20 protein-coding genes are annotated in these 26,336 nt (G+C 74.7%); 10 read left to right on the forward strand and 10 right to left on the reverse strand.

Annotated features, from left to right (window positions below; all coding sequences use genetic code 11):
* Positions 1–285: 285 nt before the first annotated feature.
* The gene (locus AB0C04_RS24585; RefSeq protein ID WP_357058441.1) at positions 286–870 is read right to left on the reverse strand and encodes an XRE family transcriptional regulator; all 585 of its coding nucleotides are present in this window, start codon (positions 868–870) and stop codon (positions 286–288) included.
* 75 nt (positions 871–945) lie between these two features.
* Here AB0C04_RS24585 and AB0C04_RS24590 point away from each other — a divergent pair, with 75 nt between their 5' ends.
* The 4 genes from AB0C04_RS24590 to AB0C04_RS24605 all read left to right on the forward strand — a co-directional run bounded on the left by AB0C04_RS24590 (position 946) and on the right by AB0C04_RS24605 (position 5,685).
* A complete protein-coding gene (locus AB0C04_RS24590; RefSeq protein ID WP_357058443.1) occupies positions 946–2,532 on the forward strand; it encodes an FAD-dependent oxidoreductase in 1,587 nt (528 codons plus the stop codon).
* A gap of 130 nt (positions 2,533–2,662) precedes the next feature.
* Complete coding sequence (lnt, locus tag AB0C04_RS24595; protein ID WP_357058729.1) at positions 2,663–4,252, forward strand: apolipoprotein N-acyltransferase; 1,590 nt, start codon at positions 2,663–2,665, stop codon at positions 4,250–4,252.
* A gap of 36 nt (positions 4,253–4,288) precedes the next feature.
* On the forward strand, positions 4,289–5,098 hold the full coding sequence (locus AB0C04_RS24600) for a polyprenol monophosphomannose synthase (RefSeq protein WP_357058445.1): 810 nt from the start codon (positions 4,289–4,291) through the stop codon (positions 5,096–5,098).
* Positions 5,099–5,169: 71 nt separating this feature from the next.
* Positions 5,170–5,685 (forward strand): FxsA family protein, encoded by a 516-nt coding sequence (locus AB0C04_RS24605; protein WP_357058447.1) that lies wholly within the window; start codon positions 5,170–5,172, stop codon positions 5,683–5,685.
* 60 nt (positions 5,686–5,745) lie between these two features.
* Here AB0C04_RS24605 and AB0C04_RS24610 read toward each other — a convergent pair whose 3' ends face one another.
* On the reverse strand, positions 5,746–6,087 hold the full coding sequence (locus AB0C04_RS24610) for an RNA polymerase-binding protein RbpA (protein ID WP_007460094.1): 342 nt from the start codon (positions 6,085–6,087) through the stop codon (positions 5,746–5,748).
* Positions 6,088–6,623: 536 nt separating this feature from the next.
* Between AB0C04_RS24610 and AB0C04_RS24615 the strand changes: the two genes are divergently transcribed.
* The gene (locus AB0C04_RS24615; RefSeq protein ID WP_357058449.1) at positions 6,624–6,980 is read left to right on the forward strand and encodes a DUF1349 domain-containing protein; all 357 of its coding nucleotides are present in this window, start codon (positions 6,624–6,626) and stop codon (positions 6,978–6,980) included.
* A gap of 55 nt (positions 6,981–7,035) precedes the next feature.
* Here AB0C04_RS24615 and AB0C04_RS24620 read toward each other — a convergent pair whose 3' ends face one another.
* From AB0C04_RS24620 to AB0C04_RS24645, 6 genes are all read right to left on the reverse strand, one after another.
* Positions 7,036–7,626 carry a pyridoxamine 5'-phosphate oxidase family protein gene (locus AB0C04_RS24620; protein WP_357058451.1) on the reverse strand — a complete coding sequence of 197 codons (591 nt, stop codon included), beginning with the start codon at positions 7,624–7,626 and terminating at the stop codon, positions 7,036–7,038.
* A 75-nt stretch (positions 7,627–7,701) separates the two neighbouring features.
* Positions 7,702–9,015 carry a phosphotransferase gene (locus tag AB0C04_RS24625; protein ID WP_357058453.1) on the reverse strand — a complete coding sequence of 438 codons (1,314 nt, stop codon included), beginning with the start codon at positions 9,013–9,015 and terminating at the stop codon, positions 7,702–7,704.
* On the reverse strand, positions 9,012–14,657 hold the full coding sequence (locus AB0C04_RS24630; RefSeq protein WP_357058455.1) for an amino acid adenylation domain-containing protein: 5,646 nt from the start codon (positions 14,655–14,657) through the stop codon (positions 9,012–9,014). The genes AB0C04_RS24625 and AB0C04_RS24630 overlap by 4 nt, the downstream gene beginning before the upstream one ends.
* Positions 14,658–14,664: 7 nt before the next feature.
* The gene (locus tag AB0C04_RS24635; protein WP_357058457.1) at positions 14,665–17,817 is read right to left on the reverse strand and encodes an amino acid adenylation domain-containing protein; all 3,153 of its coding nucleotides are present in this window, start codon (positions 17,815–17,817) and stop codon (positions 14,665–14,667) included.
* Between the two features lie 153 nt (positions 17,818–17,970).
* Positions 17,971–19,143, reverse strand: a complete 1,173-nt coding sequence (locus AB0C04_RS24640) for a hypothetical protein (RefSeq protein ID WP_357058459.1) — start codon at positions 19,141–19,143, stop codon at positions 17,971–17,973.
* Positions 19,144–19,246: 103 nt separating this feature from the next.
* Positions 19,247–19,762, reverse strand: a complete 516-nt coding sequence (locus tag AB0C04_RS24645) for an MFS transporter (RefSeq protein ID WP_357058461.1) — start codon at positions 19,760–19,762, stop codon at positions 19,247–19,249.
* 53 nt (positions 19,763–19,815) lie between these two features.
* Between AB0C04_RS24645 and AB0C04_RS24650 the strand changes: the two genes are divergently transcribed.
* On the forward strand, positions 19,816–20,142 hold the full coding sequence (locus AB0C04_RS24650) for a hypothetical protein (protein ID WP_357058464.1): 327 nt from the start codon (positions 19,816–19,818) through the stop codon (positions 20,140–20,142).
* A gap of 43 nt (positions 20,143–20,185) precedes the next feature.
* On the opposite strand, the gene AB0C04_RS24655 is transcribed toward AB0C04_RS24650, so the two are convergent.
* Entirely contained in the window at positions 20,186–20,836 is a 651-nt protein-coding gene (locus tag AB0C04_RS24655; protein ID WP_357058466.1) for a LysE family translocator, read from the reverse strand.
* A 196-nt stretch (positions 20,837–21,032) separates the two neighbouring features.
* Positions 21,033–22,460 (reverse strand): DHA2 family efflux MFS transporter permease subunit, encoded by a 1,428-nt coding sequence (locus AB0C04_RS24660; RefSeq protein WP_357058468.1) that lies wholly within the window; start codon positions 22,458–22,460, stop codon positions 21,033–21,035.
* Positions 22,461–22,562: 102 nt separating this feature from the next.
* Here AB0C04_RS24660 and AB0C04_RS24665 point away from each other — a divergent pair, with 102 nt between their 5' ends.
* From AB0C04_RS24665 to abc-f, 4 genes are all read left to right on the forward strand, one after another.
* Complete coding sequence (locus AB0C04_RS24665; RefSeq protein ID WP_357058732.1) at positions 22,563–23,240, forward strand: TetR family transcriptional regulator; 678 nt, start codon at positions 22,563–22,565, stop codon at positions 23,238–23,240.
* A gap of 66 nt (positions 23,241–23,306) precedes the next feature.
* Positions 23,307–23,786 (forward strand): DUF1992 domain-containing protein, encoded by a 480-nt coding sequence (locus tag AB0C04_RS24670; RefSeq protein WP_357058470.1) that lies wholly within the window; start codon positions 23,307–23,309, stop codon positions 23,784–23,786.
* A gap of 103 nt (positions 23,787–23,889) precedes the next feature.
* Complete coding sequence (locus tag AB0C04_RS24675) at positions 23,890–24,450, forward strand: GNAT family N-acetyltransferase (protein ID WP_357058473.1); 561 nt, start codon at positions 23,890–23,892, stop codon at positions 24,448–24,450.
* 222 nt (positions 24,451–24,672) lie between these two features.
* A complete protein-coding gene (gene abc-f / locus AB0C04_RS24680) occupies positions 24,673–26,310 on the forward strand; it encodes a ribosomal protection-like ABC-F family protein (RefSeq protein ID WP_357058475.1) in 1,638 nt (545 codons plus the stop codon).
* Positions 26,311–26,336 lie beyond the last annotated feature (26 nt).

A 26,336-nucleotide genomic window follows, 5' to 3' on the forward strand; every position in this document is an offset into this window, starting at 1 on the left:
CTTCGTCCCTTCGTCCGCTGGCCGAGCGACACGGTGCACTTCGTCGCGGCGGCCAGGTCCAGCGGGCGGGGGTCGGCGGGGCGGCGCGAACCGGCCGCGGTTACCGGTGTTTGGGCAGGGTGAGGTGCACGGCCAGTAGACAACGGCCCGGCGGGGGCAGCCAGTCCGCGTCTGGTCGGTCCGAAGGTCGGCGTGCCGCATTCTCGCCCCACCGGCCGGGGAGGGCCTGGGAGCATCGGGGCGCGGCGCGAGCCGCGCCCCGATTTTCGTTCCCGGGTGAGAAGTTCAGCGGCTGCGGGGGCGGGCGCGCACGTGCAGGCGTTCGCCCTGCGGGCCGAAGAGGGTGAGCACCTCGGCGGTGTCCGGGCCCGGGTTGTGGAGCCGGTGCGGCACCCGGGTGTCGAACTCGGCTACCTCCCCCGGGGCCAGCATCAGGTCGTGCTCGCCGAGCAACAGCCGCACCCGGCCGGAGAGTACGTAGAGCCACTCGTAGCCCTCGTGGGTCTGCTGTTCGGTGTCGCCGGTGGGGGTGCCGGCAGGCAGGATCTGCTTGAACGCCTGCAGGCCGCCCGGGCGGCGGGTCAGCGGCAGGAACGTCACACCGTGGTGCACGATCGGGTTGGCGCGGACCCGCGGGTCGCCGGTGGCCGGCGCGCCGACCAGCTCGTCGAGGGGCACCTGGTGGGCGCGGGCGAGCGGCAGCAGCAGCTCCAGGGTGGGGCGGCGCCCGCCGGATTCCAGCCGGGACAGGGTGCTGACCGAGATGCCGGTGGCCTCGGCGAGCTGACCCAGGGTGGTGCCGCGCTGCTTGCGCAGCGCCCGCAGCCGCGGGCCGACAGCCGCGAGCACCGCCGCCTCATCGTTTGCCATAACGGCAACAATACTTGTCGCAGTGGCCGGGTCGGGTGCAGCGTGGGCGGGGACGACGAACGAGGGGGAATTCAGGTGGAGCAGAGCTACGACGTGGTGGTGGTCGGCGGCGGCGCGGCCGGGCTGTCCGGGGCGCTGACGCTGTCGCGGGCCCGCCGCTCGGTGCTGGTGGTCGACGCGGGTGAGCCGCGCAACGCCCCGGCCGGGCACGTGCACAACTACCTCGGCCGGGAGGGCACCCCGCCCGGTCAGCTGCTGGCCGCCGGGCGCGACGAGGTCACCGGCTACGGCGGGCAGATCGTCACCGGCCGGGTCACCTCCGCCGCCCGCGACGGCGCGGGCTTCGTGCTGAGCCTGGACGGCGGGCGTACCGTGCGGGCCCGGCGGCTGCTGGTGGCCACCGGCCTGCTCGACGAGCTGCCCGACGTGCCCGGTGTGGCACAGCGCTGGGGCCGCGACGTGCTGCACTGCCCGTACTGCCACGGGTGGGAGGTGCGCGAACAGCGGATCGGGGTGCTCGCCACCGGGCCGTTCGGGGTGCACCAGGCGCTGCTGTGGCGGCAGTGGAGCCCCCAGGTGGTGCTGCTGCGCCACGACGCGCCGGAGCCCACCGCCGAGGAGGCCGAGCAGCTCGCCGCGCGGGAGATCACCGTGGTGGACGAGCCGGTGGCGCAGCTGGTGGTCACCGGCGACGCGCTGAGCGGGGTGCGGCTGGCCTCCGGCGAGGTGATCGAACTCGGCGCGATCGCGGTGACGCCCACGTTCACCGCCCGCGCCGACGTGCTGGCCTCCCTCGGCCTGCAGCCGGAGGAGGTGCAGCTGGGCGGGCACGTCATCGGCCGGCAGATCCCCGCCGACGCCACCGGCGCGACGAGCGTGCCGGGCGTGTGGGTGGCCGGCAACGTCGCCGACGTCCGCGCCCAGGTGATCACCTCCGCCGCGGCCGGCCTGGGCGCCGGCGCGGCGATCAACGCCGACCTGATCGCCGAGGACACCCGCGAGGCCGTGCACGCCCGTCGCCACCAGATCGCCACCATGTTCACCGAGGAGGCCTGGGAGGAGCGCTACCGGTCGCGTCCGAGCGTGTGGAGCGGCCGACCGAACGCGCAGCTGGTCACCGAGGCCGCCGAGCTGACCCCGGGCCGGGCGCTGGACGTCGGCAGCGGCGAGGGCGCCGACGCCGTCTGGCTCGCCGAGCGGGGCTGGCAGGTCACCGCGGTGGACATCTCGACCGTCGCGCTGCAGCGGGCCGCCGAGCACGCCGACGCGGCCGGCGCCGAGGTGGCCGCCCGCATCGACTGGACCCACCGCGACCTGCGGGAGAAGCCACCCACCGAGGCCGGCTACGACCTGGTGAGTTCGCACTTCATGCACCTGCCGGGCGACGAGCGGCGCGAGCTGTTCGCCCGGCTGGCCGCCGCGGTGGCGCCCGGTGGCACCCTGCTGATCGTCGGTCACCACCCGTTGGACCTGCGTACCACCGCGCACCGGATGCACCTGCCGGAGATGATGTACACCGGTGAGGAGCTCGCCGCGGCGCTCGACCCGGGTGCCTGGGAGGTGCGGGCCGCCGAGGCGCGGCCCCGTGCGGCGAAGGACCCGGACGGGCGGGACATCACCATCCACGACGCGGTGTTGGTGGCCCGTCGCCGCCCGTCCTGACCGCGCGGCGTTGCCCGCCGCCGGGACCCGCCCCACGTCGGCGGCGGCGGGCGCCCGGCCGGGCGGGCCGGGTAGCCTTCACCCCCGTGATCGTGGTGAAGCGCCCGTGACGACCATCGACCGGGACGAGATGCGCGCCGAGCCGGCCCCGCCGTCCGGCGGCGAGCCGCCCCGCCCGCTGCCGCTGCGGGTCGCGGTGCCTGCGGCGGTGGCGGCCGGGCTGGCGCTGCTGCTGGCGTTCCCCCCGTACGGGGTGTGGCCGCTGGCGCCGGTCGGCGTGGCGCTGCTCGCCGTGGCGGCGCACCGGCGGCGGTTGCGCGCCGGCGCCGGGCTGGGCTTCCTGACCGGGGTGGCGTTCTTCGCGCCGCTGCTGGCCTGGACGAACCTGCACACCGGCTACCTGCCGTGGGTGCTGCTGTCGCTGCTGCAGGCCGGCTACCTGGCGCTGCTCGGCGCCGCCACCGCCTGGGTGTCGCCGCTGGCCGACCGGCTGCGCTGGAGCTGGGCGCCGCTGACCGCGGTGCTCTGGGTGGGGCAGGAGGCGCTGCGCGACCGGACCCCGTTCGGCGGGTTCCCGTGGGGGCGGCTGGCGTTCAGCCAGGGCGACGCGCCGCTGCTGCGCCTCGCCGCGATCGGCGGCGCGCCGCTGGTCACCTTCGCCGTCGCGCTCGCCGGTGGGCTGCTGGTGGCCGCCGGGTGGCGTCGGTGGGACGCCGGAGTGTGGCGTACCCCGCGGTGGCGGCCGGTGGCCGGCCTGGCCCTCGGCGCGGTGCTGGTCTGCGCGGTGGGGCTGCTGGTGCCGGTGGGACGCGCCGGCGGCGGCACGGCGGTGACCGTGGCGATCGTGCAGGGCAACGTGCCGCGGCTCGGCCTGGACTTCAACGCCCAGCGGCAGGCGGTGCTGAACAACCACGTCGACGCCACCATCGAGCTGGCCGCGCGGGTCGCCGCCGGCGAGCGGGCCCGACCCGATCTGGTGGTGTGGCCGGAGAACTCCAGCGACATCGACCCGCTGCGCAACCCGACCGCGGGGGCGCGGATCTCCCAGGCCGCCGACGCGATCGACGCGCCGATCCTGGTCGGCGCGGTGCTGCTCGGCCCGGGCGCCGGGCAGGTCCGCAACGCCGGCATCCTGTGGCGTCCCGGCACCGGCCCCGACCTGGATCAGCTGTACACCAAGCGGCACCCGGTGCCGTTCGCCGAGTACGTGCCGCTGCGTGACCTCGCCCGGATGGTGAGCAAGCAGGTCGACCGGGTGCGGGCGGACTTCGTGCCCGGCAGCACCCCCGGCGTGGTACGCGCCGGCCCCGCCGTGCTGGGCGACGTGATCTGCTTCGAGGTGGCCTACGACGAGGTGGTCCGGGACACCGTCACCGGCGGCGCGCAGCTGCTCGTGGTGCAGACCAACAACGCCACCTTCGACGTGGCCGAGGCCCGCCAGCAGCTGGCCATGGTGCGGCTGCGGGCGGTGGAGCACGGCCGGCCGGCGTTGATGGCCTCGACGGTCGGTGTGTCCGGGTTCGTTGCCCCGGACGGGCGGGTAAGCGACGCCACCGGGTTCAACACCCGCGAGGTGGTGCTGCGGCAGGTGCACCTCGCCGACGGGCGCACCCTGGCCACCCGGCTCGGGTACTGGCCCGAGGTGGCGCTGGCCGCGCTGGCCCTGGCCGCCCTGGCCGGTGCGGCGGTGCTGCGCCGCCGGCGCGGGCAACCCGGATAGGACCAGCCGGTACGCCGGCGGGAGCGGAGGGGGACCGTGAACGTGGCGACCGAAACGCGACGGCGTAGCACGGGGGTGCACGGCGTCGGCCGGGTGCTGGTGGTGATCCCCACCTACAACGAGGCCGACAACGTCAGCGACATCGTGGCCCGGGTACGCCGCGCCGCCCCGGCGGTGCAGATCCTCGTCGCCGACGACAACAGCCCCGACGGCACCGGGGTGATCGCCGACGCGCTCGCCGACACCGACGAGCACGTGCACGTGCTGCACCGGGAGGGCAAGCAGGGCCTGGGCGCGGCGTACCTGGCCGGGTTCGAGTGGGCGCGTGAACGCGGCTACGACGCGGTCGTCGAGATGGACGCCGACGGCTCACACGCCCCGGAGGACCTGCCCGCCCTGCTCGACGCCGCCCGGCAGGCCGACGTGGTGATCGGCTCCCGCTGGACCAGCGGCGCGCAGGTGGTGAACTGGCCGCTGCGCCGCCTGGCGCTGTCGCGCTGCGGCAACCTGTACGCGCGCCTGGCGCTGGGCATGCCGGTCTCCGACGCCACCGGCGGCTACCGGGTCTACCGGCGCAGCGCGTTGGACGCGATCGACCTGACGTCGGTCTGTTCGCAGGGCTACTCGTTCCAGGTCGAGCTGTCCCGGCTGGCGCACCGGGCCGGGATGCGCATCGTCGAGGTGCCGATCACCTTCGCCGAGCGGGAACGCGGCAGCAGCAAGATGAGCCCGCTGATCGTGGCCGAGGCGCTGTGGCGGATCACCAGGTGGGCGGTGCAGGACCGGCGGCAGGCGATCCGGCGCGGCGTGCACGGGACCCCCGACGGTCAGGTCCGGTGGCCCTGAGCCCGGTCGTGTCATGCTTGACGGGGGCGACACCGGCCCGTCGGGCGCCCCGGGATGACCGATGAGGTGAGATGCGCCGAGGACTGAGGTTCGTACCACTGGGTCTGCTGGTCGCGGTGGTGCTGGAGCTGGCGGTGTTCGTGCTGGTCGGCCGGGCCGTCGGGTTCGGCCTCGCGGTGCTGCTGGTGTTCGCGGCGTCGTTGCTGGGTCTGGTGCTGCTGCGCCGGGAGGGGATGCGCGCGTGGCGGGGCTTCCAAGCCGCCGCGCAGGCCGGTCAGCCGCCGGGCCGGCAGGTTACCGATGGTCTGGTGGGTCTGCTGGGGGCCCTGTTGCTGGCGGTTCCGGGCCTGGTCAGCGGGGCCGTCGGGCTGCTGCTGCTGGTGCCGCCGGTGCGCCGGCTGGCCCGCGGCGGTGCGCAGCGGGCCGCGGAGCGCCGGGTGTCGTCGATGGTCGCCGGTGACCTGTTCGGGCCCCGCCGGGTGCGGGTACGCCGCGGTGAGCCGCAGACCGCCCCCCGTCCGGAGCCGGAGCAGCCGGTGGTGGTCGACGGCGGCCGGGCGATCGAAGGCGAGATCGTGGAGCGCTGAGCGCGGACACGACGGCGCCCCCGGGAAGTTTCCCGGGGGCGCCGTGTCGTCTCGTACGGGTCAGGCCCGGCCGCGGCGGGTGCGCACTTCCTGGAGCCGCTCGGCGAGGATGTCCTCCAGCTCGGCGATGGAGCGGCGCTCCAGCAGCATGTCCCAGTGGGTACGCGGCGGCTTGGCCTTCTTCTGCTCCGGCTCGTTGCCGTCGACCAGCCGGGCGACGCTGCCGTCGAACTTGCACTCCCAGGTCGTGGGGACCTCGGCGTCGACGGCGAACGGCACCTCGAACTGGTGGCCCTTGGCGCACAGGTACTCGCGGGTCTGACGTGGCGCGAGCTCCGTGTTGCGGTCGGATTCGTAGCTGACCGCGCCCAGGCGGCTTCCGCGCAGCATACGCTCGCCCATGATCGACTTCCCCTCGTTCGTGGTGCTGGTCTTCTGGTGTAACGGTCCGTCCCCGGTGGGCCATTCCCGCCCGAGGGCGTGTGCCGCCCACGGCCGGGCCTGAACAAGGGTAGCCGGCCGTCACGATAGCCCGGCGCGATCACTTCCGGCCGGGTCGGAACGGTGCGGTGTTTCCGATGTCACCGGCGATGTTAACCGCCCGGGCGGCCCGCAGGTTGCGCCCGGGCGGCGACGCGCGTCGGCGGCCTGCCCGCCTCCGGTACGGTCTGGTGCTGTGGCGAACCAGCTGAACGTGCCCGGGCTCCCATTTCCACTCGTGCCCGCCGGGCAGTGGCGACTCGACGAGGCGACCGGCGCCGTGTCGGTGTCGGCGGCGCCGCGCACCGACATCTTCGTCGACCCGGGCGGCGCCGCCGGCGCGGAGAACGCCGGCACGCTGAACGCGGCGACGCTGCTCGGTCTCCCGCCGGCGGGCGACTTCCAGCTCAGCGCCCGGGTCAGCGTGGACTTCGCCGCGACCTACGACGCCGGCGTGCATGATCTGGATCGACGAGCGGCACTGGGGCAAGCTCTGCTTCGAGTTCTCTCCCGCCGGGGAGCCGATGGTCGTGTCCGTGGTCTGCCGCGGCGCCGCGGACGACGCGAACTCCTTCGTCGTCTCCGGACGATCGCTGTGGCTGCGGGTCTCCCGCATCGGCCCGGCCTACGCCTACCACGCCTCCGTCGACGGAACGGTGTGGCAGATGATCCGCTACTTCGCCCTCGACGGCGGCCCGGCGCCCGAGCGGATCGGCTTCGAAGCCCAGGCGCCGACCGGTGACGGCTGCCAGGTGACCTTCGACGAGATCCGCTTCGCAGCCACCCGCCTCACCGACCTGCGCGACGGCTCCTGACCCCGCCACCCTGCAGAGGCGGCCGTCCCGCCGCCCCGGAAACGGATGCGGCGGATCAGGCCGCCGGGGTCGGCGGCAGCGGCAGCGGCAACCCGGGCAGGCCGTCGATGCTGCGCGCGACGTGCTCCTTCTTGGCGAAGTAGGCGCTCAGCGACGCGTCGTCCTCCCGGGCGAAACGCTTGCCGTGCAGGTCACGGTCGGCGTCGTAGCTCAGGTAGGGCACCGCGTAGCCGCAGGTGTCCCGGATCAGCTCGGCGTGCACCACGATGACCGCCCGCAGCCCGTGCTCGCCGGTGTCGATGTCCGGGAAGTGGCCCAGCAGCCCCGCCCAGCGCGGGTCGTCGCGGAACACCGGTTCGCCCCGGCCGTGCACCCGCACGATGTTCGGCGGGCCCTGGAACGCGCACCACATCAGCGTGATCCGGCCGTTCTCCCGCAGGTGCGCGATCGTCTCGGCGTTGCTGCCGGCGAAGTCGAGGTAGGCCACCGTCTGCTCGTCGAGCACCGCCCACGAGCCGCGCAGCCCCTTCGGGGAGAGGTTGATGGTGCCGTCGCCGGCCAGCGGCGCGGTGGCGGTGAAGAAGATGGGCTGCTCCTCGATGAAGCTGCGCAGGCGGCCCTCGATGCGCTCATGTGTCTTTCCCACCCCACCATCATCGTCCGCGCCGCCCGGGCACCGGTACCCCGAGCGGCCGGGACCGCCTCGTGAGACTGCCGACGCTCAGCCGGGGTGCGGGTCGAGCCAGCCGGTCAGGTGGGCGTCGCGTCCGGCCACCGCGTCGAGGATCCGCCGCGCCCACCGGCCAGCCATCGGCAGGTGGTCGAACTCGTACCCGGGCGTCGCGTCGATCAGGTCGGCGAACTTCGCCAGCTCGGCCAGGGCGGCGACCGGCTTGGCGACCTGCCACGCCTCCCGCAGCTCAGCGGGGGCGGCGAGGTGGCGCCACCCGTCGAGGTAGGCGCTGACCTGCCGGCGCGCCAGCGGCTCGGGCGCCGCGTGCAGCCACCCGCCCAGGTCCAGCAGCGGGTGTGCGACGCGGGCGAAGCTCCAGTCGAAGAGAAGCGGCCCGTCCGCGCGGTCGGCCACGTTGCCCGGGTGCAGGTCGCCGTGGGCCAGGGTCAGCGGCAGCTCGAACTCGTCCAGCTCGGCGCAGCGGTCCTGCAACCACATCGCCACGCCGGTCAGGGCGGCCCGGTCCGCGCCGGCGCGGGCGGCGTCCCACAGCTCGCTCCGGCGGGTCAGCGTGGGCACCCGGGCGGCCAGGTCGTCCAACGTCGACAGCGGGGCGCCGGCGGCCCGCAACGAGTCGGTGCGCTCGATGGTGGCGGTCTGCATCTCGGCCAGGGTGCGCAGCGCGGCGGAGCCGTCGCGGGCCGGCGGCTGGGCCCCGAAGTCGGCACTCAGCCACCAGCCGTGCGCGCTCGAGTGGGCCAGCACGTCGGGCACCGCGTGCGGCCACCACCGGGCGAGTTCGGCGACCACCCGCGGCTCGGCGGCCAGGTGCGGCAGGGAGGCCTTGAGGAACACCGCCCCGTCGGTGGTCGGCACCCGCAGCACCGTCGAGGTCGTCCAGTGCCGGATCTGGGCCGCCGGCCCGGTGCGGCGTACGCCCCGCTCGGCCAGCGCCGTGTCGCACCAGTCGGTGGCGGCGGCCAACCAGCCCGCCCGGTACCAGGGTGGCGTCTGCTCCGGTGCGCGCCGGCGGCACCAGGCTTGCACCGGGCCGCCGTCGAACGCGGCCACGTCGTGCCAGGCGTACCCGGGCGACGGTTCCCCGTCGAGCGGCTCGGCCACGAACAGGGTGCTGTCCAGCGGTTCGAGCAGCGCCACCCGCAGGCCGGTCTCGGCGGCGATCGCGGCGGGCAGTTGGCTGCTCGGCGGCGGCCACGCCTCGGTCAGCCGCAGTCGGGGCAGCGTCACCTCGGCACCCAGGCGGTGGCCGAGCACCCGGCGACGGTCGGTGGCGCAGATGATCACGTCGATGTCGACCGGGCCGGTGGTCGCCACCGCGGGCGAGGTATCCGGGAGGCTCATGCCGCCCGCTCCGCGGCGGCGCGCGGCCGGGACGGCACCACCGGACCGGGCCCCACCGGCTCCCGCCGGTGCCGCAGCGACTCCACCCCCACCAGGTCGTCGGCGATCGCGTCCGGGGCTTCGGTGTCGAACCGGGCGATCGCCCGGATCCGCGCGGCCACCGCCACCAGCACCGCGATGATCAGCCCGCACAGCAGGAAGACGAACGCGATGCCGCGTCCCTCACCCACCCCGATCAGCCGCCCGACGCTGCCGGCGAGTCGACCGTCGGGCATCAGCATCGGCTCGAAGAGCGCGGTCGCGGCGGGCGCCACCACCGCGAAGCCCAGCGGCAACGTCGACCAGGAGATCATCTGGTTCAGCGCGGCGGCCCGACCGTGGTAGCGCTGGGGGATCTTCACCTGGACGATCGCCCGGTAGATGCCGGTGGTCAGGGTCAACCCGGCGGTGAGGCCGAACGCGCCGACGGCGACCAGCAGCGGGTCGGGGCGGGCCGCGATCACCAGGCAGGCCACCGCCATGGCGAGGATGGCCAGCAGCACGCCGTGCATCGGCCGCCGCGACGGCCCGCCCCACAGGGCCACCGCCAGCCCGGCCAGCGTCGCACCCAGCCCCGAGACGAAGGAGACCTGGGCTGCGTCGGCCAGCGCGCCGAACGAGAGCACCAGCGGGCTCAGCAGGATCAGCGGGGGCGCCAGGAACACGTTGAGCACCAGGAAGAAGAGCAGCATCGCCCGGAAGTGCCGGTGGCCCCAGGAGAAGCGGAAGCCGTTGGCGATCTCCGCGGTCAGGGTCTCCCGCCGGTGCCAGCCCAACCGGGCCGGCCAGCGGATCGACGCGGTGACCAGCACCGCGACCGCGTAGGTGGCGATGTCGATGACGAGGATGCCGTCCAGCCCGACGGTGGCGAGCATGCCGGCGGCGAACAGGGGCACGAAGAGCGTCCCCGCGCCGTTGACCATCTCGACGACACCGATGGCGTGCCGCAGGTAGCGCTTCGGTGCCAGCTGCGGGACGGAGGCGACGTAGGCGAGGCGTTGGAACGCGGTGGCCACCGACAGGCCGACCATCAGGCCGTAGATGTGCCAGATCTGCAGGGCGTCGGTCCACAGCAGCACCCCGAGAGCCAACTGGGTGGCCCAGGCGGCGACGTCACCGGCGATCAGCACCCGCTTGCGGTGCGAACGGTCCACGACCGCGCCGGCGAGCGGGGCGATCACCAGGCCGGGCACCAGGGCCAACGTCACGAAGAGCGCCAGCTGCATGACCGAGCCGGTGCTCAGGTAGATCCAGATCGGGATGGCCCACTGGGTGAACGCCGAGCCGATCAGCGAGACCATCTGCCCGGTGGCCACCCCGAGGAACCGGGGCATGCTCGGCTCGGCGGGGCGGCGGCGCGGCGGCGGGTCCCCGCCCGGTGGCCGGTCGCCGCCGGATGCCGCGGCCGGATCGGGTTGCGCGCCGGCCCGGTGCACGCCGTGCAGCCACCAGTCGCTGTCCGGTCCGCGGGCCGCGCGGGTCAGCGCGGCGGCGTCGTCGTCGGCCAGCGCCACGTGGGTACGGGTGACGACCTCGGCCAGCTCGGCGGCCCGGTACCGGTTGAAGTAGTGCCCGCCCTCGTCCAGCACCACCAGCGCGCAGGTGTCGGAGAGGAAGTCCCACTCCCGGAAGCGTTCCTCGTAGTAGTCGGTGGCCGGGTCCTGCTCGCCGATCACCGAGATGACCGGCGCGTCGATGCGGTCGATCCGGCTGTCGAGCAGGCCGCTGTAGTAGTCCTCGGCGCTGCGGGTGTCGTGGCGCATGTTGCGGATCACCCGGTCGACCTCGTCGAGGCCCAGCTCCTCGATGTCGACGCCCCGGCCGACGAGGCGGTTGATGAACGTGCGGTTGCTGCGGAAGCGTTCCAGCTCGGCCAGCCGGGACAGCCGCGACAGCACGCCGCGCGGGCGGGCGAACGGGAAGATGCCGCCCACGTACACCGCCTCGACCGGACGCTCGGCGGCCTGCAGGCGGCGGGCCACCTCGACCACGAGGGCGCTGCCGATGCCGCAGTGCCCGTAGAGCACCAGCGGGCCGGGAATGTCCCGCAGGATCTCGGTGACCGCGGCGTCGACCAGGTCGCCGAAGGGCAGCGTGTCCTCGGTGCCGCCGGCCTCCTGGTTGTGGATCGCCGCCGAGTAGAGCCGGTGCCCGGGCGGCATCGCGTCGGCCAGGGCCTGGTAGACCGCCGCGCTGCCGCCGCCGTACGGGACGCAGACCAGCGAGCGGACGTGCCCGGCGTCGGGCACCGGGCGGGTCAGCTCGTGCAGCAGCCGGGCCGGCTGGTCGTCGGTGGCCGGTTCGTCGAGCAGCCGGGCCAGTTCGCGTACGGTGCGGCAGCGGAACAGGTCCATCAGGGACACCGCGCCGGTGCCGCCGCCGGTGGCCAGGGCGCGCCGGATCCGGGTGACGGCCTGCGCGGCCAGCAGCGAGTGCCCGCCGAGGAGGAAGAAGTCGTCGTCGATGCCGACCCGCTGCACCGGCAGCAGCTCGGTCCACACCTCGGCGATGAGCCGCTCGTTGGCGGTGCCCGGCGCGGCGAACTCCCGTTCGGTCTCCTGCTGGGTCAGGTCCGGATCGGGCAGCGCCCGGTGGTCCAGCTTGCCGTTCGGGGTCAGCGGCAACGCGTCGAGCAGCACGAACGCGGCCGGCACCAGGTAGTCGGCGAGGCTGCGCCCGAGGTGTTCGCGCAGCTGCGCGGGGGTGGGCCGGTGCGCGTCGTCGGCCGGCACCACGTAGGCCGCCAGTCGCCGGTCGCCGGTGCCGTCCGGCTGCACGACGACCGCGCAGGCCCGCAGGTCGGGGTGGCGTTGCAGGGTGGCCTCGATCTCGCCCAGCTCGATGCGGTAGCCGCGGATCTTCACCTGGCGGTCGACGCGGCCGAGGTACTCCAACGTCCCGTCGGCGCACCAGCGCACCCGGTCGCCGGTGCGGTACATCCGGGCGCCGGGCTCGCCGCTGAACGGCTCCGGCAGGAACCGCTCGGCGGTCAGCCCGGCCCGGTTCAGGTAGCCGCGGGCCAGCCCCTCACCGGCGACGAAGAGCTCACCGGGAACCCCGACCGGCACCGGGTTGAGGTGCCCGTCCAGCACGTACGCGCGCAGGTCGTCCAGCGGCCGCCCGATCGGTGAGGCGGCGCCCCGGCGCACGTCGGCGCGGCGTAGCCGCTGCGCGGTGACGTGCACCGTGGTCTCGGTGATGCCGTACATGTTGACCAGCACCGGGGCGCTGTCGCCGTAGCGGCTGAACCAGTGCCGCAGCTCGCGCACATAGAGCGCGTCACCGCCGAAGACGATGGTCCGCACCGACAGCTCGGCGAAGGACCGCTCGGTCTCGGTGAGCGTGGCGCGCAGCGCACGGAACGCCGCCGGGGTCTGGTTGAGCACCGTGACCCGCTGCTCGGCCAGCACGTCCAGCAGCCGCTCCTGGTCACGGACCGCGTCCGGCGGCACCACGACCAGCCGCCCGCCGGAGGCCAGCGCCCCCCACATCTCCCACACCGAGAAGTCGAACGCGTAGGAGTGCAGCAGGGCCCAGACGTCGTCGACGCCGAAGTCGAAGTGCGCCTCGGCGGCGGTGAGCAGCCGCACCACCTGCCGGTGCTCCACCAGCACACCCTTGGGTCGGCCGGTGGAGCCGGAGGTGTAGATGACGTAGGCCAGGTCGGCGGGGCCGACCGGGCGGTGCGGGTCCGCCGACGCCGGAGCCGGGTCGTCCTGCGGCGCGTCCAGCCACAGCACCCGACCGTCGTACGTCGGCAGTTCGGCGGGGGAGCTCTCGTCGGTGACCAGCACGGGCGCAGCGGTGTCGGCGAGGATGAACTCGAGACGTTCGCGCGGGTAGGCCAGGTTCAGCGGCACGTACGCCCCGCCGGCCTTCAGCACGCCGAGGATCGCCGTCACAGTGCCCGCACCGGGCCGCAGGTGCAGCGCGACCAGGGTGCCGGGGCGGACCCCGAGACGGCGCAGCCGCCCGGCGAGGCGCTCGGCGCGGGCGTCCAGCTCGGCGTAGCTGAGCTGCTCGTCGCCGTGCACCAGGGCGACCGCGTCGGGGCGGCGCGCCGCCTGCTCCTCGAAGAGCGAGTGCAGCGTCCGCTGGACCGGGAACCGGGCGACCCGCCGGCCCCAGTCGTCGAGCACCTGCGTGCGTTCGGCGTCGGTGAGCAGGTCCACGCCGCGCAGCGGCGCGTCGGCGTGCGCGACCACGGTGCGCACCAACCGTACGAACCGCTCGCCGATCCGGCCGACGGTGGCGGCGTCGAACAGCACGCTGTTGTAGGTGAACTCGCACCACAGCTCGCCGGCGCGGGTCTGCACGACCAGCAGCTCCAGGTCGAAGCGGGTGGCCGCCAGGTCGAGGACCTCCCAGTGCACGGCCGGCCCGGCGCCGGCGGCGCCATGGTCGCGCATCTGGTAGTTCTGCAGCGCGAAGGTGACCTGGAACAGCGGCGACCGGCTGACGTCGCGGGCCACGTCCAGCTCCGCCACCAGCTGCTCGAACTGGACCTCCTGGTGGGTCAGGCCGTCCAGCACCCGCTGACGGGTGCGGGTGAGCAGGTCGCCGAACGACTCGTCCGGGTCGAGCTGGGCCCGCAGCGGCAGCATGTTGACGAACATGCCGACCAGGCCCTCCAACTCGGGGCGGCCCCGCCCGGCCACCGGTGAGCCGACGGCGAAGTCGCGCTGGTCGGCGTGCCCGGCGAGGAGCACCTGGTAGGCCGCGAGCAGGATCATGTAGAGGGTCGCGTCGTGCCGCCGGGCCAGCGCGGTGACCGCGTCGGTGAGCGCGGCGTCCACCTCGAAGCGGTGCGTGGCGCCGTCGAAGCGCTGCGTCGGCGGGCGCGGCCGGTCCGTCGCCAGCTCCAGCGCGGGCACGTCGGCCAGTTGCTGCGTCCAGTGGGCGAGCCCACGGTCCGTGCCGGACCGGTGCCGCTGCCAGTAGGCGTAGTCGCCGTAGCCGACCGGCAGCGGCGGCCAGTCCGGCGCCGTCCCGTCCCGGCGGGCCCGGTAGGCGGTGAGCAGGTCACCGACGAGCACGTCGATGGACCAGCCGTCGCTGACGATGTGGTGGGTCACCAGCGACAGCAGCCGACGCTGGTCGCCGTAGTCGACGAGCAGGGCCCGCAGCAGGGGGCCGGTCGCGAGGTCGAAGGGGACCGCCGCCTGCTCCCGGGCCAGATCCAGGGCCTCCCGGCGGGCGTCGTCCGGGTCGTCGGCGGTGACCGTCCGTTGCTCCAGCGGCACCGGCCCCGGCTCGGCGACCAGCACGCTCGGCTGGCCGCCGTCGGTGGCCGGGAACCGCATCCGCAGGCTCTCCTGCCGGGCGGTCACGTCGGCGAGCGCGTCGCGCAGCGCGTCGGGGTCGAGGTCACCGTCGAGCCACACCGCCACCGGCACGTGGTAGGCGGTGGCGCCCGGCGCGAACTGGTCCATGAACCAGAGCCGCTCCTGGGCGTACGACAGGGTCCGGGGCGCGTCGGCGGGCGCCCGGTCGAGGCTGCCGGCGGAGGCGCCGGCCGGTTGGCGCAGCAGCCGTTGCAGCAGGGCCTGCTTGGTGGCGGAGAGGGGCATCTCCGGGGCCGCCGACTCCGGGGCTACGGACATGAGGGGTCTACCTTTCCAGCGTGGCGAGGAGCGCGGCGGCCTCGTCCTCGGAGAGCTCGTCGAGCCGGGCGATGAGCAGCCGCTCCACCTCGACGGCCAGTTCGGCGACCGTCGGGTTGGCGAACAGCAGGTGGATCGGTACGTCCAGGTCCAGCAGGACGCCGAGTCGGGTGACGGCACGGCTGGCCAGCAGCGAGTGCCCACCCTGGTCGAAGAAGTTGTCGTGCACGTCGATCCGGTCGATTCCGAGCACCTCGGTCCAGGCCGCCGCGACCAGCTCCTCCGCCCCGGTGCGCGGGGCGGTGAAGGACCCCGGCGCGTCCCCGGCGTCGGTCGGTTCGGGCAGCGCCGCGACGTCGAGCTTGCCGCTGGGCATCAGCGGCAGTGCGTCGAGCGCGACGAAGGCGGTCGGCACCAGGTGCGGCGGCAGCACGTCGCGCAGCGCGGCCCGCAGCGCCGCCGCGTCGACGTGGCCGGTGAGGTAGCCGACCAGCCGCTGCCCGCCGTGTCCGTCGGGGCGTACCGCCACCGCGGCCTGCCGGACGCCGGGCTGGGCGCGCAGCGCGGTCTCGATCTCGCCGAGTTCCACCCGGGCGCCGTTGACCTTCACCTGCCGGTCGAGGCGTTCGAGGAACTCCAGCGCTCCGTCTGCGCGCCACCGGCAGCGGTCGCCGGTGCGGTAGAGCCGGGCGCCGGGCGGCCCGAACGGGTCGGGCACGAACGCCGCGGCGGTCTCCGCGGGGCGGCGCAGGTAGCCGCGGCCGACCGGGCCGCCACCGACGTGCAGGTGGCCGGGCACGCCGACCGGCGCCGGCTCGCCGCGCTCGTCGAGGACGTACAGCTGGGCGCCGGGCATCGGCACGCCGATCGGCACCGGACCGGGCCGGGCGGCGCCGGGACGCACGGTGTATGCGGACACGGCGATGGTCGTCTCGGTGGGCCCGTAGAGGTTGTGCAACGGCACCTGGTGGATCGCGGCGAGGCCGGCGGCGACGTCGCCGTCGAGTTGCTCGCCGATGCAGACGACCTGCCGCAGCTCGTCGGCGGCGGCGAGGCCGGGGTGGGCGACCAGGTGCCGCAGCACCGTCGGCACGCAGGAGAGCAGGGTGACCCGTTCGGCCCGGACGGTGTCGAGCACCGCGTCCGGGTCGAGCGCGCCCGCCGGTGGGGCGATCACCAGGGTGGCGCCGGCGACCAGCGCCGGATAGACCTCCTGGCCGAACAGGTCGAAGCTGGGCGAGGCGAGGACCAGCAGCCGGTCGGCGGGGGTGATGCCGTGCCGGTCGGCGAACCAGGTGGCGTGCGCGGCGAGGGACCGGTGTTCGATCATCGCGCCCTTGGGTCGGCCGGTGGAGCCGGAGGTGTGCAGCACGTAGGCCAGGCCGCCCGCGGGCACCGGGGTCGGCTCGCGGTCGCCGGGGGCCGGGCCGGCGTCGGGGTCGTCCACCCGCAGCACCCGGTACGCCCCGGCGGGCAGCGTGTCGGCCACCGCGGCGGAGGTCAGCACCACCTCGGCGGCGCTGTCGGCCATCAGGTCGGCCAGCCGCCGCGGCGGATATCCCGGGTCCAGTGGCACGTACGCGGCGCCGGCGCGCAGCACCGCCAGCATCGCGACCACCACGTCGGCGCCGCGCGGCAGCGCCACCCCGACGAGACGTTCTGGCCCGGCGCCGGCGGCCCGTAGCCGGGCGGCCAGCCGGGCGGAGCGCTCGTCGAGCTGCCGGTAGGTCAGCGACCGGCCGGCGTCGCGGATCGCGACCGCGTCTGGGGTGGCGGCGGCGTGGGCGCGGATCAGGTCGACCACGGTGCGGTCGGCCGGCGCGGCGGGCGGACCGGCGGCCCAGCCGGTGACGAGCAGCTCCCGCTCGGCCTCGGGCAGCAGGGGCAGCGCCGACAGGGGCCGCTGCGGCTCGGCCAGCCCGGCGCGCAGCAGGATCAGGTAGCGCTCGACGATCCGCTCGGCGGTGCCGGCGTCGAAGAGGTCGCTGCGGTATTCCAGCCGACCGGTGGAGTCGCCGACCTCCAGCAGCAGCTCCTCGCGGGCCACCCCGTTGCTGGTGCTCAACCCCACCTCGCCGAGGTAGTTGAAGCCGAGCTGGTAGAGCGGCTGCACCCCGGGCAGCCGGGGCGGGTTGAGCACCTCGACGAGGCGGGGGAGCGGCACATCCTGGTGTTCCCAGGCGGCGAGCATGGTCTCCCGGACGCGGCCGAGCAGCGCGCCGAAGCTCGGGTCGTCGCCGACGTCGAGCCGGAGCACCAGGGTGTTCACGAACATGCCGATCATCGGGGCGAGTTCCGGGCGGTTCCGCCCGGCCACCGGCAGCCCGACGAGCAGCACGGTGTCACCGGTGAGCCGGTGCAGCAGCGCGGCGTAGCCGGCGAGCAGCACCATGGCGCTGCTCGCGCCGTGCCCGCGACCGACCTCGGCCACCGCGTCGCGCAGCCCGGCGGGCACCGGGAAGGTGACCTCTGCGCCGGGCCGGGCGGCCGAGGCGGTGCGCGGCCGGTCGGGCAGCAGCCCGTGCACCGGCGGCACGTCGGTGAGCCGTTGCCGCCAGTACGCCAGCTCGGCCGTCGCGGCGGCGCTGTCGGCCTGCTCGCGCTGCCAGACCGCCCAGTCCGCGTACTGGATGTCGAGGGCGGGCAGGTGCGGAGCACGTCGCTCCAGCGTCGCCCGGCACAGCTCCTCGATCTCGGCGATGAGGATCGGCGTCGAGCTGCCGTCGAAGATCGTGTGGTGCGCGGTGAAGAGCAGCGCGGGGCGCTCCGGGCGGTGCACCAGCCGGGCCCGCCACAGCGGCGCGTCGTCCAGCGGGAACGGTGCGGCCAGGTCGGCGGCGGTGAGCTCGGCCAGCCGGGCGGCGCGGGCCGCCTCGGGAAGCCCGCGAAGGTCGCTCTCCTCGACGTGGATCGGCACCTCGGCGCGGACCACCTGGGTGAGCCCGCTGTCGCCGGGTCGCAGCGCGGTGCGCAACGGCTCGTGCCGGCGGGTCAGCTCGGTGAGCGCGGCGCGCAGCACCTCGGCGTCGGTGCCGGGCGGCAGCAGGACGGGTGCGCGAAGGTTGTACGCCGAAGCGTCGGTCCCGATCTGGCTGGCCAGCCAGATCCATTCCTGGGCGAAAGAGGCAGCGAAGACGTACTCGTTCGGCCTGGCCGGCACGTGCGTCCCCCCGTGAACACGTTGAAGCCGTATCGGTCAAGGCCGATGCTAGGGGAGGTTGCCGGCGGCGCCCTCCCGATAATCGCCACCAGTAAATATCTGAATGGACGGTTGATGAACGGAGGGTGACCAGGCATGGACGCAGCCGGTTGCTCAGCCCACCGGAACGTCGGCCCCGGCGCCCGGAGCGGGGCCGGTACCCAGCCGGGCCAGCGCCGCGGCGAGGTCGCTGACCTGGCCCGCGAGCTGGGCGACCCGCTGCTGGGCGAGGTCCCGGTCGGACTCGGCGGCGCCCAGCCGTACGGTCAGCTCGGCGAGCCGGTTCTCGGCGGTCGCCGTGGCCTGCCGGGCGGCGGCCAACTCGCCGGCGAGCGCGTCGCGTTGCGCGGCGGCGGCGGCCAGCTCGGACCGGAGCTGGACGGCCGCCGCGTGCGCCTCCTGCCGCGCCGCGTCGGCGGCGCGGGCGTCGGCGTCGGCCCGGTCCCGTGCCCGGTCGGCCTGCTCGCGGGCCCGCACGGCGTCGGCCGCGCCGGCGCGGGCCCGGGCGGCGTCGGTACGTGCCTGTTCGATCTGCCGGCGGACGTCCTCGACCTCGCCCTGCCACCGCTCGGCGCGTGCGGCGGCCTCGGCGGCGGTGCGGGTGGCCCGTTCGGCGTCGGCGCGGGCGCTGTCCCGTTCGGCGGCGAGGTCGCTCACCCGGCGTCGCTCGGCGTCGCGCTCCGTGCGCACGGTCCGCAGCTCCTGCCGGGCCGCGTCGCGGTCCCGCTCGGCCTGCACCCGCAGCGCCTCGGCGGCGCTGGCCGTGTGCCGCGCCTCGTCGCGGGCCGCTTCGGCCTGCCGCGCGCGCTCGGCGTCGCGGCCGGCCTGCTCAGCCGCGCGGTCGGCCGCCGTGCGGGCCTCGTCGACCTCGGCCTGCGCAGCGCGGGCCGCTTCCCGGGCCTGCGCCGCGGCCGCCTCGGCGTCCTCGGCGTCGCGGCGCGCCTCGTCCCGCCCGGCCTGCGCGGCGGCCACGGTGGTGGCCGCCGTGGCGCGGGCCTCGGCGAGCTGCCGCTCCACCCCGGCCGGGGAGAGTTCGGCGTGCAGCGCCTCGGACAGCGACGCCACGATCTGGTCGAGCCGGTCCACCGCCTCCCAGGTGCGGGCCACCTGTCCGGGCAGGCCGGGGGCGTTGCGGTGGCGCAGCCGGCTGTTGCGGGAGGCGCGCTGGCAGTCGCCGTCGTTGTCCCGGCAGTAGCGGAACGGCCGGCCCGCGCCGACGCGCTGCGGCACCGGCCGTCCACAGTGGGCGCAGGGGCGGGTGTCGGTGGGGGTGGGCTGGGCGTCCATCGAGGCTGAAGTCTAGTGGCGCGCGGGCCGGCCATCTCGCGGCGGCCGCCGGGGCGACCAGGGCCGCGCGGGGTCGACGGTCGGGCGCCTCGGGAGGCGAGGCTCAGTTCCCGGCGCGGGCGGCCCGGTCCAGGGTGTACCTGCGTTGCAGCAGCAGCGCGGCGAGCATCACCGCGGCCGGCAGCAGACCGAAGCCGTAGCGCACGGCGGCCAACGCCGAGTCCGGCTGGACGACCGTCTCGCCCCCCGCGGAGGCGACGAAACCGCCGCCGGCCAGGCACAGGGCGTAGGCGTACGGGCCGAGCGCCGCGCCGGTGGCCTCGGTGGCCGTCCAGACCCCGGTGTAGGTGCCCGCGCCGACGGTGCCGGCGGCCCGGATCACGTCCGGCACCATCGAGAACGGCAGCAGCTGCATGCTGGCGAACGCGACACCGAGCACCGCCACCGCGGCCACCAGCACCGGCAGGCCGGCCGGGCGGCCCAGCGCGAGCACCAGCGAGCCGACCGCGAACGCGCCCTGCGCGGCCAGTAGCGCCCGCTGCTTGCCGACCCGACGGGCCACCGCCAGCCACCCCGGGGTGACCAGCAACGCCGGCGCGACGAACGCCCCGACCAGCACCGTGGTCAGGCCGGGACGGCCCAGCTCGTAACGAGGTCGGCACCCACGTCGGGGTGAGCGTCGTCTACCCGAGCATGGTGGAGTCGCCGATCCACGACAGCACCGCCATAGCCGGGCTGTCGCTGCAGGGTGTGTCCCGCCCGGAGCCGGTGCAGGGCGTGGTCAAGGCCATCCAGCGTGCCGCCACCGCCCGCCGGGCGCCACGTGACCTGCCCACCACCACCAGGGGCCGACTGGAGTTGGCGCTCGCCCGGCACGCCCCCGGGCTGGCCGATCGGCTGGTACGCCGTACCGTGGCCGCGCGGATCACCGCCGGCGACCTGGACGCCGCGCCGCTGGCCGCCGGGATGCTCCGCCGCCACCGCGACGCCGCGGGCTGACCAACCAGGCAGCGGCCGAGCGCGGCGCGCGACGCGCGGCAGCTCAGGGCGTGGCGACCGCGGCGCGGGACCGGTCGGCGGCGATGCGTACCGCCAGGGCGCCCAGCACGCTGCCCATCACCCAGCGCTGCACCCGCAGCCAGAGCGGGCGGCGGGCGAAGAACGCGGCGAGCGTGCCGGCGCTCAGCACGATCAGCGCGTTGACGGTCAGCGCCACGGCGATCTGGGTCAGGCCGAGCAGCAGGCTCTGCGCGGCGACGTGCCCGCGCTGCGGGTCGACGAACTGGGGCAGCAGCGACACGTAGAGGATCGCGATCTTCGGGTTGAGCAGGTTGGTGACCAGGCCCATGGTGAACAGCCGCCGGGGCCCGTCGGGTGGCAGCGGAGCCGGGTTGAAGGGTGACTGCCCGCCGGGGCGCAGCGTCCTCCAGGCCAGCCAGAGCAGGTACGCCGCGCCGGCCAGCTTCACCGCCGTGTACAGCGCCGGCACCAGGACGAACACGGTGGCCAGCCCGGCGACCGCGGCCGTCAGGTAGACCCCGAAGCCGGCAGCCACCCCGAGCAGCGAGATCAGCCCGGCCCGGCGGCCCTGGGTCACCGATCGGGACACCAGGTAGACCATGTTCGGGCCGGGTGTGAGCACCAGACCCAGCGCCACCAGCACCATGCCGACCAGCGCACCCGTACCGACCATGGCCAGAACCCCCCGTTGTCGACCGTCGGGACCGACGCTACGCGTCGCGTCGGTCCCGACCGAGAGCCACCGACGACTCCGTGGCCTGCGGGAAGCGTCCGACAACCGACCTGGGGCGGGTAGCCCCGAGCCGCGCCACCGGGGGAGCGGCTCGGGCTCGGGGCAGCGCCGCGTCGGCGGCGTTGACAGCCTGCGGTCAGGCCGCGACGGAGGCCTCGGCGACCTCGTCGGCGCTCGGTCGTAGCTGCGGGGCGCCGAGCGTCACGACCAGGTTCGCGAGGGCGAACGCGGCGGCGACCAGCAGTCCTCGGTGGAAGCCCTCGACCAGGGCCGCCTGCTGCGACGCTCCGTCGGTGACCGCGTCGGTGACCCGGGTGACCGACATGGTGGTCACGACCGCCAACCCCAGCGCCCCGCCGACCTGGTAGACGGCGTTCACCACGCCCGACGCGGCGCCGGCGTGGTGGTGCACGACGTCGGAGACCGCGGCGATCTGGGCCGGTACGCCGACCCACATGATGCCGAAACCGAACAGCAGCAGCCCGGGCAGCAACTCGTTCGCGTAGCCGCCGTCGGCACCGGCCTGGGAGAGGAACAGCAGCCCGGCGACGCTGAGGGCCGTGCCGACCAGCTGCATCGTCCGGGTGCCGATCCGGGAGACCAGGGCGCTCGCGACGACCGCGCCGACGATCGCGGCGACACCCATCGGCAGGAAGTGCACGCCGGCCTCCAATGCGGAGTCGCCCCGCACCTGCTGCAGGTAGATCGCGGTCAGGAAGAACATCGACAGGAAGGCGGCGCCGTTGAGGGCGAGCGAGCCGCCGGACACGCTCAGCGCGCGCGAGCGGAACAGCTGCAGGGGTACCAGCGGCGCCGGGGAGCGCGCCTCGACCACTGCGAACGCGACCAGCAGTACGATCCCGCCGATCAGACTGCCCGACACCTGGAACGAGCCCCATCCGCTGGACTCGGCGCGTACCACGCCGAAGGCGAGGAGCAGCAGGCCGACGGTGCTCAGCACGGCACCGACGAGATCGAAGGTGCGGGCGCCGTCACGGTGAGCCTCGATGCGGCGTACGACGGCCGGCACGACGGCGATCAGGGCGATCACGATCGGCACGTTGACGAAGAAGACCCAGCGCCAGCTCAACGAGCCGACGAGGACGCCACCGGCGACCACGCCCAGCGTGCCGCCGAGCCCGGCGAGGCCACCCCAGACACCCATCGCGATGTTGCGTTCCCGCCCGTGGGCGAAGGTGACGGTGAGGATCGCGAGCGCCGCGGGTGAGAGCAGCGCGCCACCGAGGCCCTGTACGGCCCGGGCGGCGATGAGCAGGCCCGGGTCGGTGGCGAGGCCGGCGGCGAGCGAGGTCACGCCGAACAGGGCGAGCCCGGCGATGAAGACCCGTCGTGGGCCGAGCAGGTCGGCGGCCCGCCCGCCGAGCAGCAGGAAGCCGCCGAAGAGCAGGGTGTATCCGCTGATCACCCATTGCAGGTTGTCGGGGGAGAAGTTCAGGTCGGCCTGGATGTCCGGGAGCGCGACATTCACGATCGTCACGTCGAGCACCACGACGAACTGGGCGAGTGCCAGTACGAGCAGGGTGGCCCAGGGGCTGCGTCGCATTACCTACCTCGGGATGGCTAGCCGGTACACGGATTTGATCTACGCCGTACATCTACAACGTATACCGGGATGTGTACGTAGTACACTGGCCGGGTGGCGAGCATGAGGCAGAACACAAGGGCGCCCCGGGGCCTCGACCCGGAGAAGATCGTGACCAGCGCCCTCGCCGTCGCGGACGCGGAGGGGCTCGACGCGGTCACCATCCGCCGCCTCGCCCAGGAGCACCAGGTCACCCCGATGGCGCTCTACCGCCACTTCACCGACAAGGACGACCTGCTCAACGCGCTCGCCGACCGGCTGCTCGCGGACGTCGTTCTCCCCGAGCCGGACGAGCGCCCCTGGCACGAGCAGATGCGGTCGGTGCTGACGGCGTTCCTCGACGCCCTGCGCCCGCACCCGAGCGTGGCCCGACTCACCCTGCCTCGGATCCTCACCTCGACCCCGGGTCTCGTCCTGGCGGAACGCTGCCTCGCGCTGCTACGCGAGGGCGGATTCGACGTGCCGCAGGCGGCCGAGGTCGGCCGGCAGAGCATCTGCGCACTGGTGGCGCTGGTCACCGCGGAGCCGCGGGTGGACCCGCAACCCGATCAGGAGAGCCCCGAGGAGGCCATCGCCGCCCGCCGGGCCGCCATCGCCGGGCTTCCCGCCCGCCGCTACCCGAATGTCGTCGCCGCCGCCGACACCCTGGCCTACTGCGCCGACCCGGCGCACTACTACCGGGTCGGGCTCGATCTCGCGGTCGCGGCCATGCGCGGGATCAGCCCGACGGCCGCCGTCTGACCGGCCCGGATGCGGGAACGGCCGCGAGGCCGATCGCGTTACCGTGTGTCAGGGAGGTGCCGCCGGATGACGAACATGTGGGAAGCCACGGTGGAGGCGCAGATCCGCTCCGCCCAGGAGCGCGGCGAGTTCGACAACCTGCCCGGCGCGGGTAAGCCGATCCCCGGCCGGAACCAGCCCTACGACGAGTCGTGGTGGATCAAGAGCTTTATGGAGCGGGAGAAGCTTCCCAGCGAGCTGCTGCTCCCGATCCCGCTGCAGCTGCGTCGCAAGATCGAGCGGGTGCCGCACGACGTGCGCGACCTGCCCACCGAGCAGGCCGTGCGAGCCTTCTGCGCCGTGCTGAACACCGAGGTCATGGCGTGGCTGCGGATGCCGACCGGCCCCAAGGTGGTGGTGCGTCCGGTCAACGTCGACGAGGTGGTCCGCCGCTGGCGCGACGAGCGCCAGGCCGCCGCCGCGCGACCGACGCCCCAACCGGCCACCGGCTCGGCCAGTACGCCCCGCCGGGCCTGGCTGCCCTGGCGTCGCCGCACCGCGGCCTGAGCCCGGAGCTCGACCTCCGGCCGTCACGCCTCGCCCGCGGACCGGCCCACGGCAGGCCGAAGCGGGCAGCAGCGGCGACCCGCCAGCAGGCACACTGGAGAACGTGTCGATCATCCTGCGGGCGCCGGCGACCCGGTCCGCGCCCGAGCTGATCCTGCGCGCCTGGCGCGACGACGACCGGGACGCGCTGCTGGCCGCTTACCAGGATCCGGTGCTGCGGCAGTGGACCCGGTTGCCGGTCACCACCACCGTCGAGGCAGACCGGTGGCTGGCCCGGATGCGGCAGGGCTGGCGCGACGGCGACCAGTTCAGCTTTGCCGTTCTGGAACCGGACCCCGGAATCGGCGAGCGCCTGGTGGCGAATGTGGTGCTCAAGCGGGTCACCCCGGGACGCCCGGACGCCGAGGTCGGCTACTGGACAGCCGCGCCGGCGCGCGGGCGGGGCGTCGCCGGCCGGGCGCTGGACGCGGTCAGCCGCTGGGCGTTCGCCCGCTTCGCCGACGGTGGGCTGAGCCGGCTGGAGCTGCTGCACCAGGTGGACAATCCCGCCTCCTGCCGGGTGGCCGAGAAGACCGGCTTCCGGTTCCAGGAGGTGCTGCCCGCCCAGCCACCGTTCCCGCGCGACGGGCACCGCCACGTACGTCGGGCCGACGCCGACGGCTGAGCCCGCCTTCCCGCGACGCCGCCGGCTGTTATCGTGGGGACAGCGAAGATCGGGACCAGGGGGACCAGACATGGTGGGTGACGACGACATCTCCGGGTGATACCGGACATGCGCGGCCGCCGGCCGGCGCGCGACAGCGCAGCCGCCGTGGCCATTCCGTCGTCTCTTTCCACCCGCTGGGCGGCCGCTGTGGCGCGCCCACCACCTCCTGAGGCCTGTGGCATGTCCAACGCATCCATCATCTGCTCGAACCTCTCCTTCTCCTGGCCGGACGACACCCCGGTCTTCGAGGAGCTCTCCTTCACCGTGGGCGAGGGCCGCACCGGCCTGGTCGCCCCGAACGGCGCGGGCAAGAGCACGCTGCTCAAGCTCATCGCCGGCGAGTACCAGCCCACCAGCGGCAGCGTGTCCGTCCAGGGCGTGCTCGGCTACCTCCCGCAGACCCTGCCGCTCTCCGGCGGCCTGACCGTGGCCGAGGTCCTGGGCATCGCCCCGCTGATCGAGGCGTTGCACGCCATCGAGGCCGGCGACGCCAGCGAGGAGCACTTCACCACCATCGGCAACGACTGGGACATCGAGGAACGCACCCGCGCCGAGCTGGACCGGCTCGGCCTGGGCGAGGTCCCCCTCACCCGGCGCCTGCACACGCTCAGCGGTGGGCAGGTGGTCTCGCTCGGCCTCGCCGCCCAGTTGCTGAAGCGCCCCGACGTGCTGCTGCTCGACGAGCCGACCAACAACCTCGACGTCGACGCCCGGCACCGGCTCTACGGCGTACTGGAGGAGTGGCGCGGGTGTCTGCTGCTCGTCAGCCACGACCGCGCGCTGCTGGACCGGATGGAGCGCATCGCCGAACTCGACCGCGGCGAGCTGCACCTGTACGGCGGGAACTTCACCGCGTACTCGGAGGCCACCCGCGCCGCGCAGGAGGTCGCCGAGAAGAACGTCCGCAACGCCGAGCAGGAGGTCAAGCGGGAGAAGCGGGAGATGCAGCAGGCTCGCGAGCGGGCGGAGCGCCGGGCCAGCAACGCCTCCCGCAACCTGAAGAACGCCGGCCTGCCGAAGATCTTCGCCGGGACGATGAAGCGAGGCGCGCAGGAGTCGGCGGGCAAGGCCCGCGAGACGCACGCCGCCCGGGTGAGCGACGCCCGGGCCCGGCTCGACGACGCGAGCCGGGCCCTGCGCGAGGAGCAGAAGATCGCCATCGAGCTGCCCGAGACGAGCGTCCCGGCCGGCCGTACGGTCTTCGCCGGCGAGGGCCTGCGGATCCGCCACGGTGAGCGGGAGCTCTTCGGCGGCGACGGCGTCGACCTGACCATCCGGGGACCGGAGCGGGTCGCGCTCTCCGGCCCCAACGGCGCCGGCAAGTCCAGCCTGCTCCGGTTGATGAACGGCGACCTGGAACCGCAGGGCGGCCAGCTGAAGCGGGCCGACGGACGGGTGGCGTACCTGTCGCAGCGGCTGGACCTGCTGGACCTCGACCGCACCGTGGCGGAGAACCTCGCCGCGTTCGCCCCGGCGATGCCCGAGGCGCAGCGGATGAACCTGCTCGCCCGGTTCCTGTTCCGCGGCTCCCGCGCCCACCTGCCCGTCGGCGTGCTCTCCGGCGGCGAGCGGCTGCGCGCCACCCTGGCCTGCGTGCTCTTCGCCGAGCCGGCGCCGCAGCTCCTGCTGCTCGACGAGCCGACCAACAACCTCGACCTGGTCAGCGTGGCCCAGCTGGAGAGTGCGCTCGGGGCGTACCGGGGGGCGTTCGTGGTGGTCAGCCACGACGAACGGTTCCTGCACGAGATCAAGGTGGAGCGGTGGCTGCGGCTCGACGGCGGTCTGCTGAGGGAGACCGGCTCGCCGGACGTGGCCTGACCGCGACCCGCCGTGCCGCGCCCTCG

This window comes from Micromonospora sp. NPDC048909 (assembly GCF_040649635.1).
In the GTDB taxonomy this organism is placed as follows: Bacteria; Actinomycetota; Actinomycetes; order Mycobacteriales; family Micromonosporaceae; genus Micromonospora.

Excerpts from the sequence above, each read along its gene's own strand:
- AB0C04_RS24585 (WP_357058441.1), bottom strand. The coding sequence starts at position 870 with ATGGCAAACGATGAGGCGGCGGTGCTCGCGGCTGTCGGCCCGCGGCTG.
- AB0C04_RS24625 (WP_357058453.1), bottom strand. The coding sequence starts at position 9,015 with ATGAGCCTCCCGGATACCTCGCCCGCGGTGGCGACCACCGGCCCGGTC.
- AB0C04_RS24630 (WP_357058455.1), bottom strand. The coding sequence starts at position 14,657 with ATGTCCGTAGCCCCGGAGTCGGCGGCCCCGGAGATGCCCCTCTCCGCC.
- AB0C04_RS24660 (WP_357058468.1), bottom strand. The coding sequence starts at position 22,460 with ATGCGACGCAGCCCCTGGGCCACCCTGCTCGTACTGGCACTCGCCCAG.
- AB0C04_RS24640 (WP_357058459.1), bottom strand. The coding sequence starts at position 19,143 with ATGGACGCCCAGCCCACCCCCACCGACACCCGCCCCTGCGCCCACTGT.
- AB0C04_RS24615 (WP_357058449.1), top strand. The coding sequence starts at position 6,624 with ATGATCTGGATCGACGAGCGGCACTGGGGCAAGCTCTGCTTCGAGTTC.
- abc-f (WP_357058475.1), top strand. The coding sequence starts at position 24,673 with ATGTCCAACGCATCCATCATCTGCTCGAACCTCTCCTTCTCCTGGCCG.
- AB0C04_RS24605 (WP_357058447.1), top strand. The coding sequence starts at position 5,170 with ATGCGCCGAGGACTGAGGTTCGTACCACTGGGTCTGCTGGTCGCGGTG.
- AB0C04_RS24665 (WP_357058732.1), top strand. The coding sequence starts at position 22,563 with ATGAGGCAGAACACAAGGGCGCCCCGGGGCCTCGACCCGGAGAAGATC.
- AB0C04_RS24610 (WP_007460094.1), bottom strand. The coding sequence starts at position 6,087 with ATGGGCGAGCGTATGCTGCGCGGAAGCCGCCTGGGCGCGGTCAGCTAC.
- AB0C04_RS24655 (WP_357058466.1), bottom strand. The coding sequence starts at position 20,836 with ATGGTCGGTACGGGTGCGCTGGTCGGCATGGTGCTGGTGGCGCTGGGT.
- AB0C04_RS24670 (WP_357058470.1), top strand. The coding sequence starts at position 23,307 with ATGACGAACATGTGGGAAGCCACGGTGGAGGCGCAGATCCGCTCCGCC.
- lnt (WP_357058729.1), top strand. The coding sequence starts at position 2,663 with ATGCGCGCCGAGCCGGCCCCGCCGTCCGGCGGCGAGCCGCCCCGCCCG.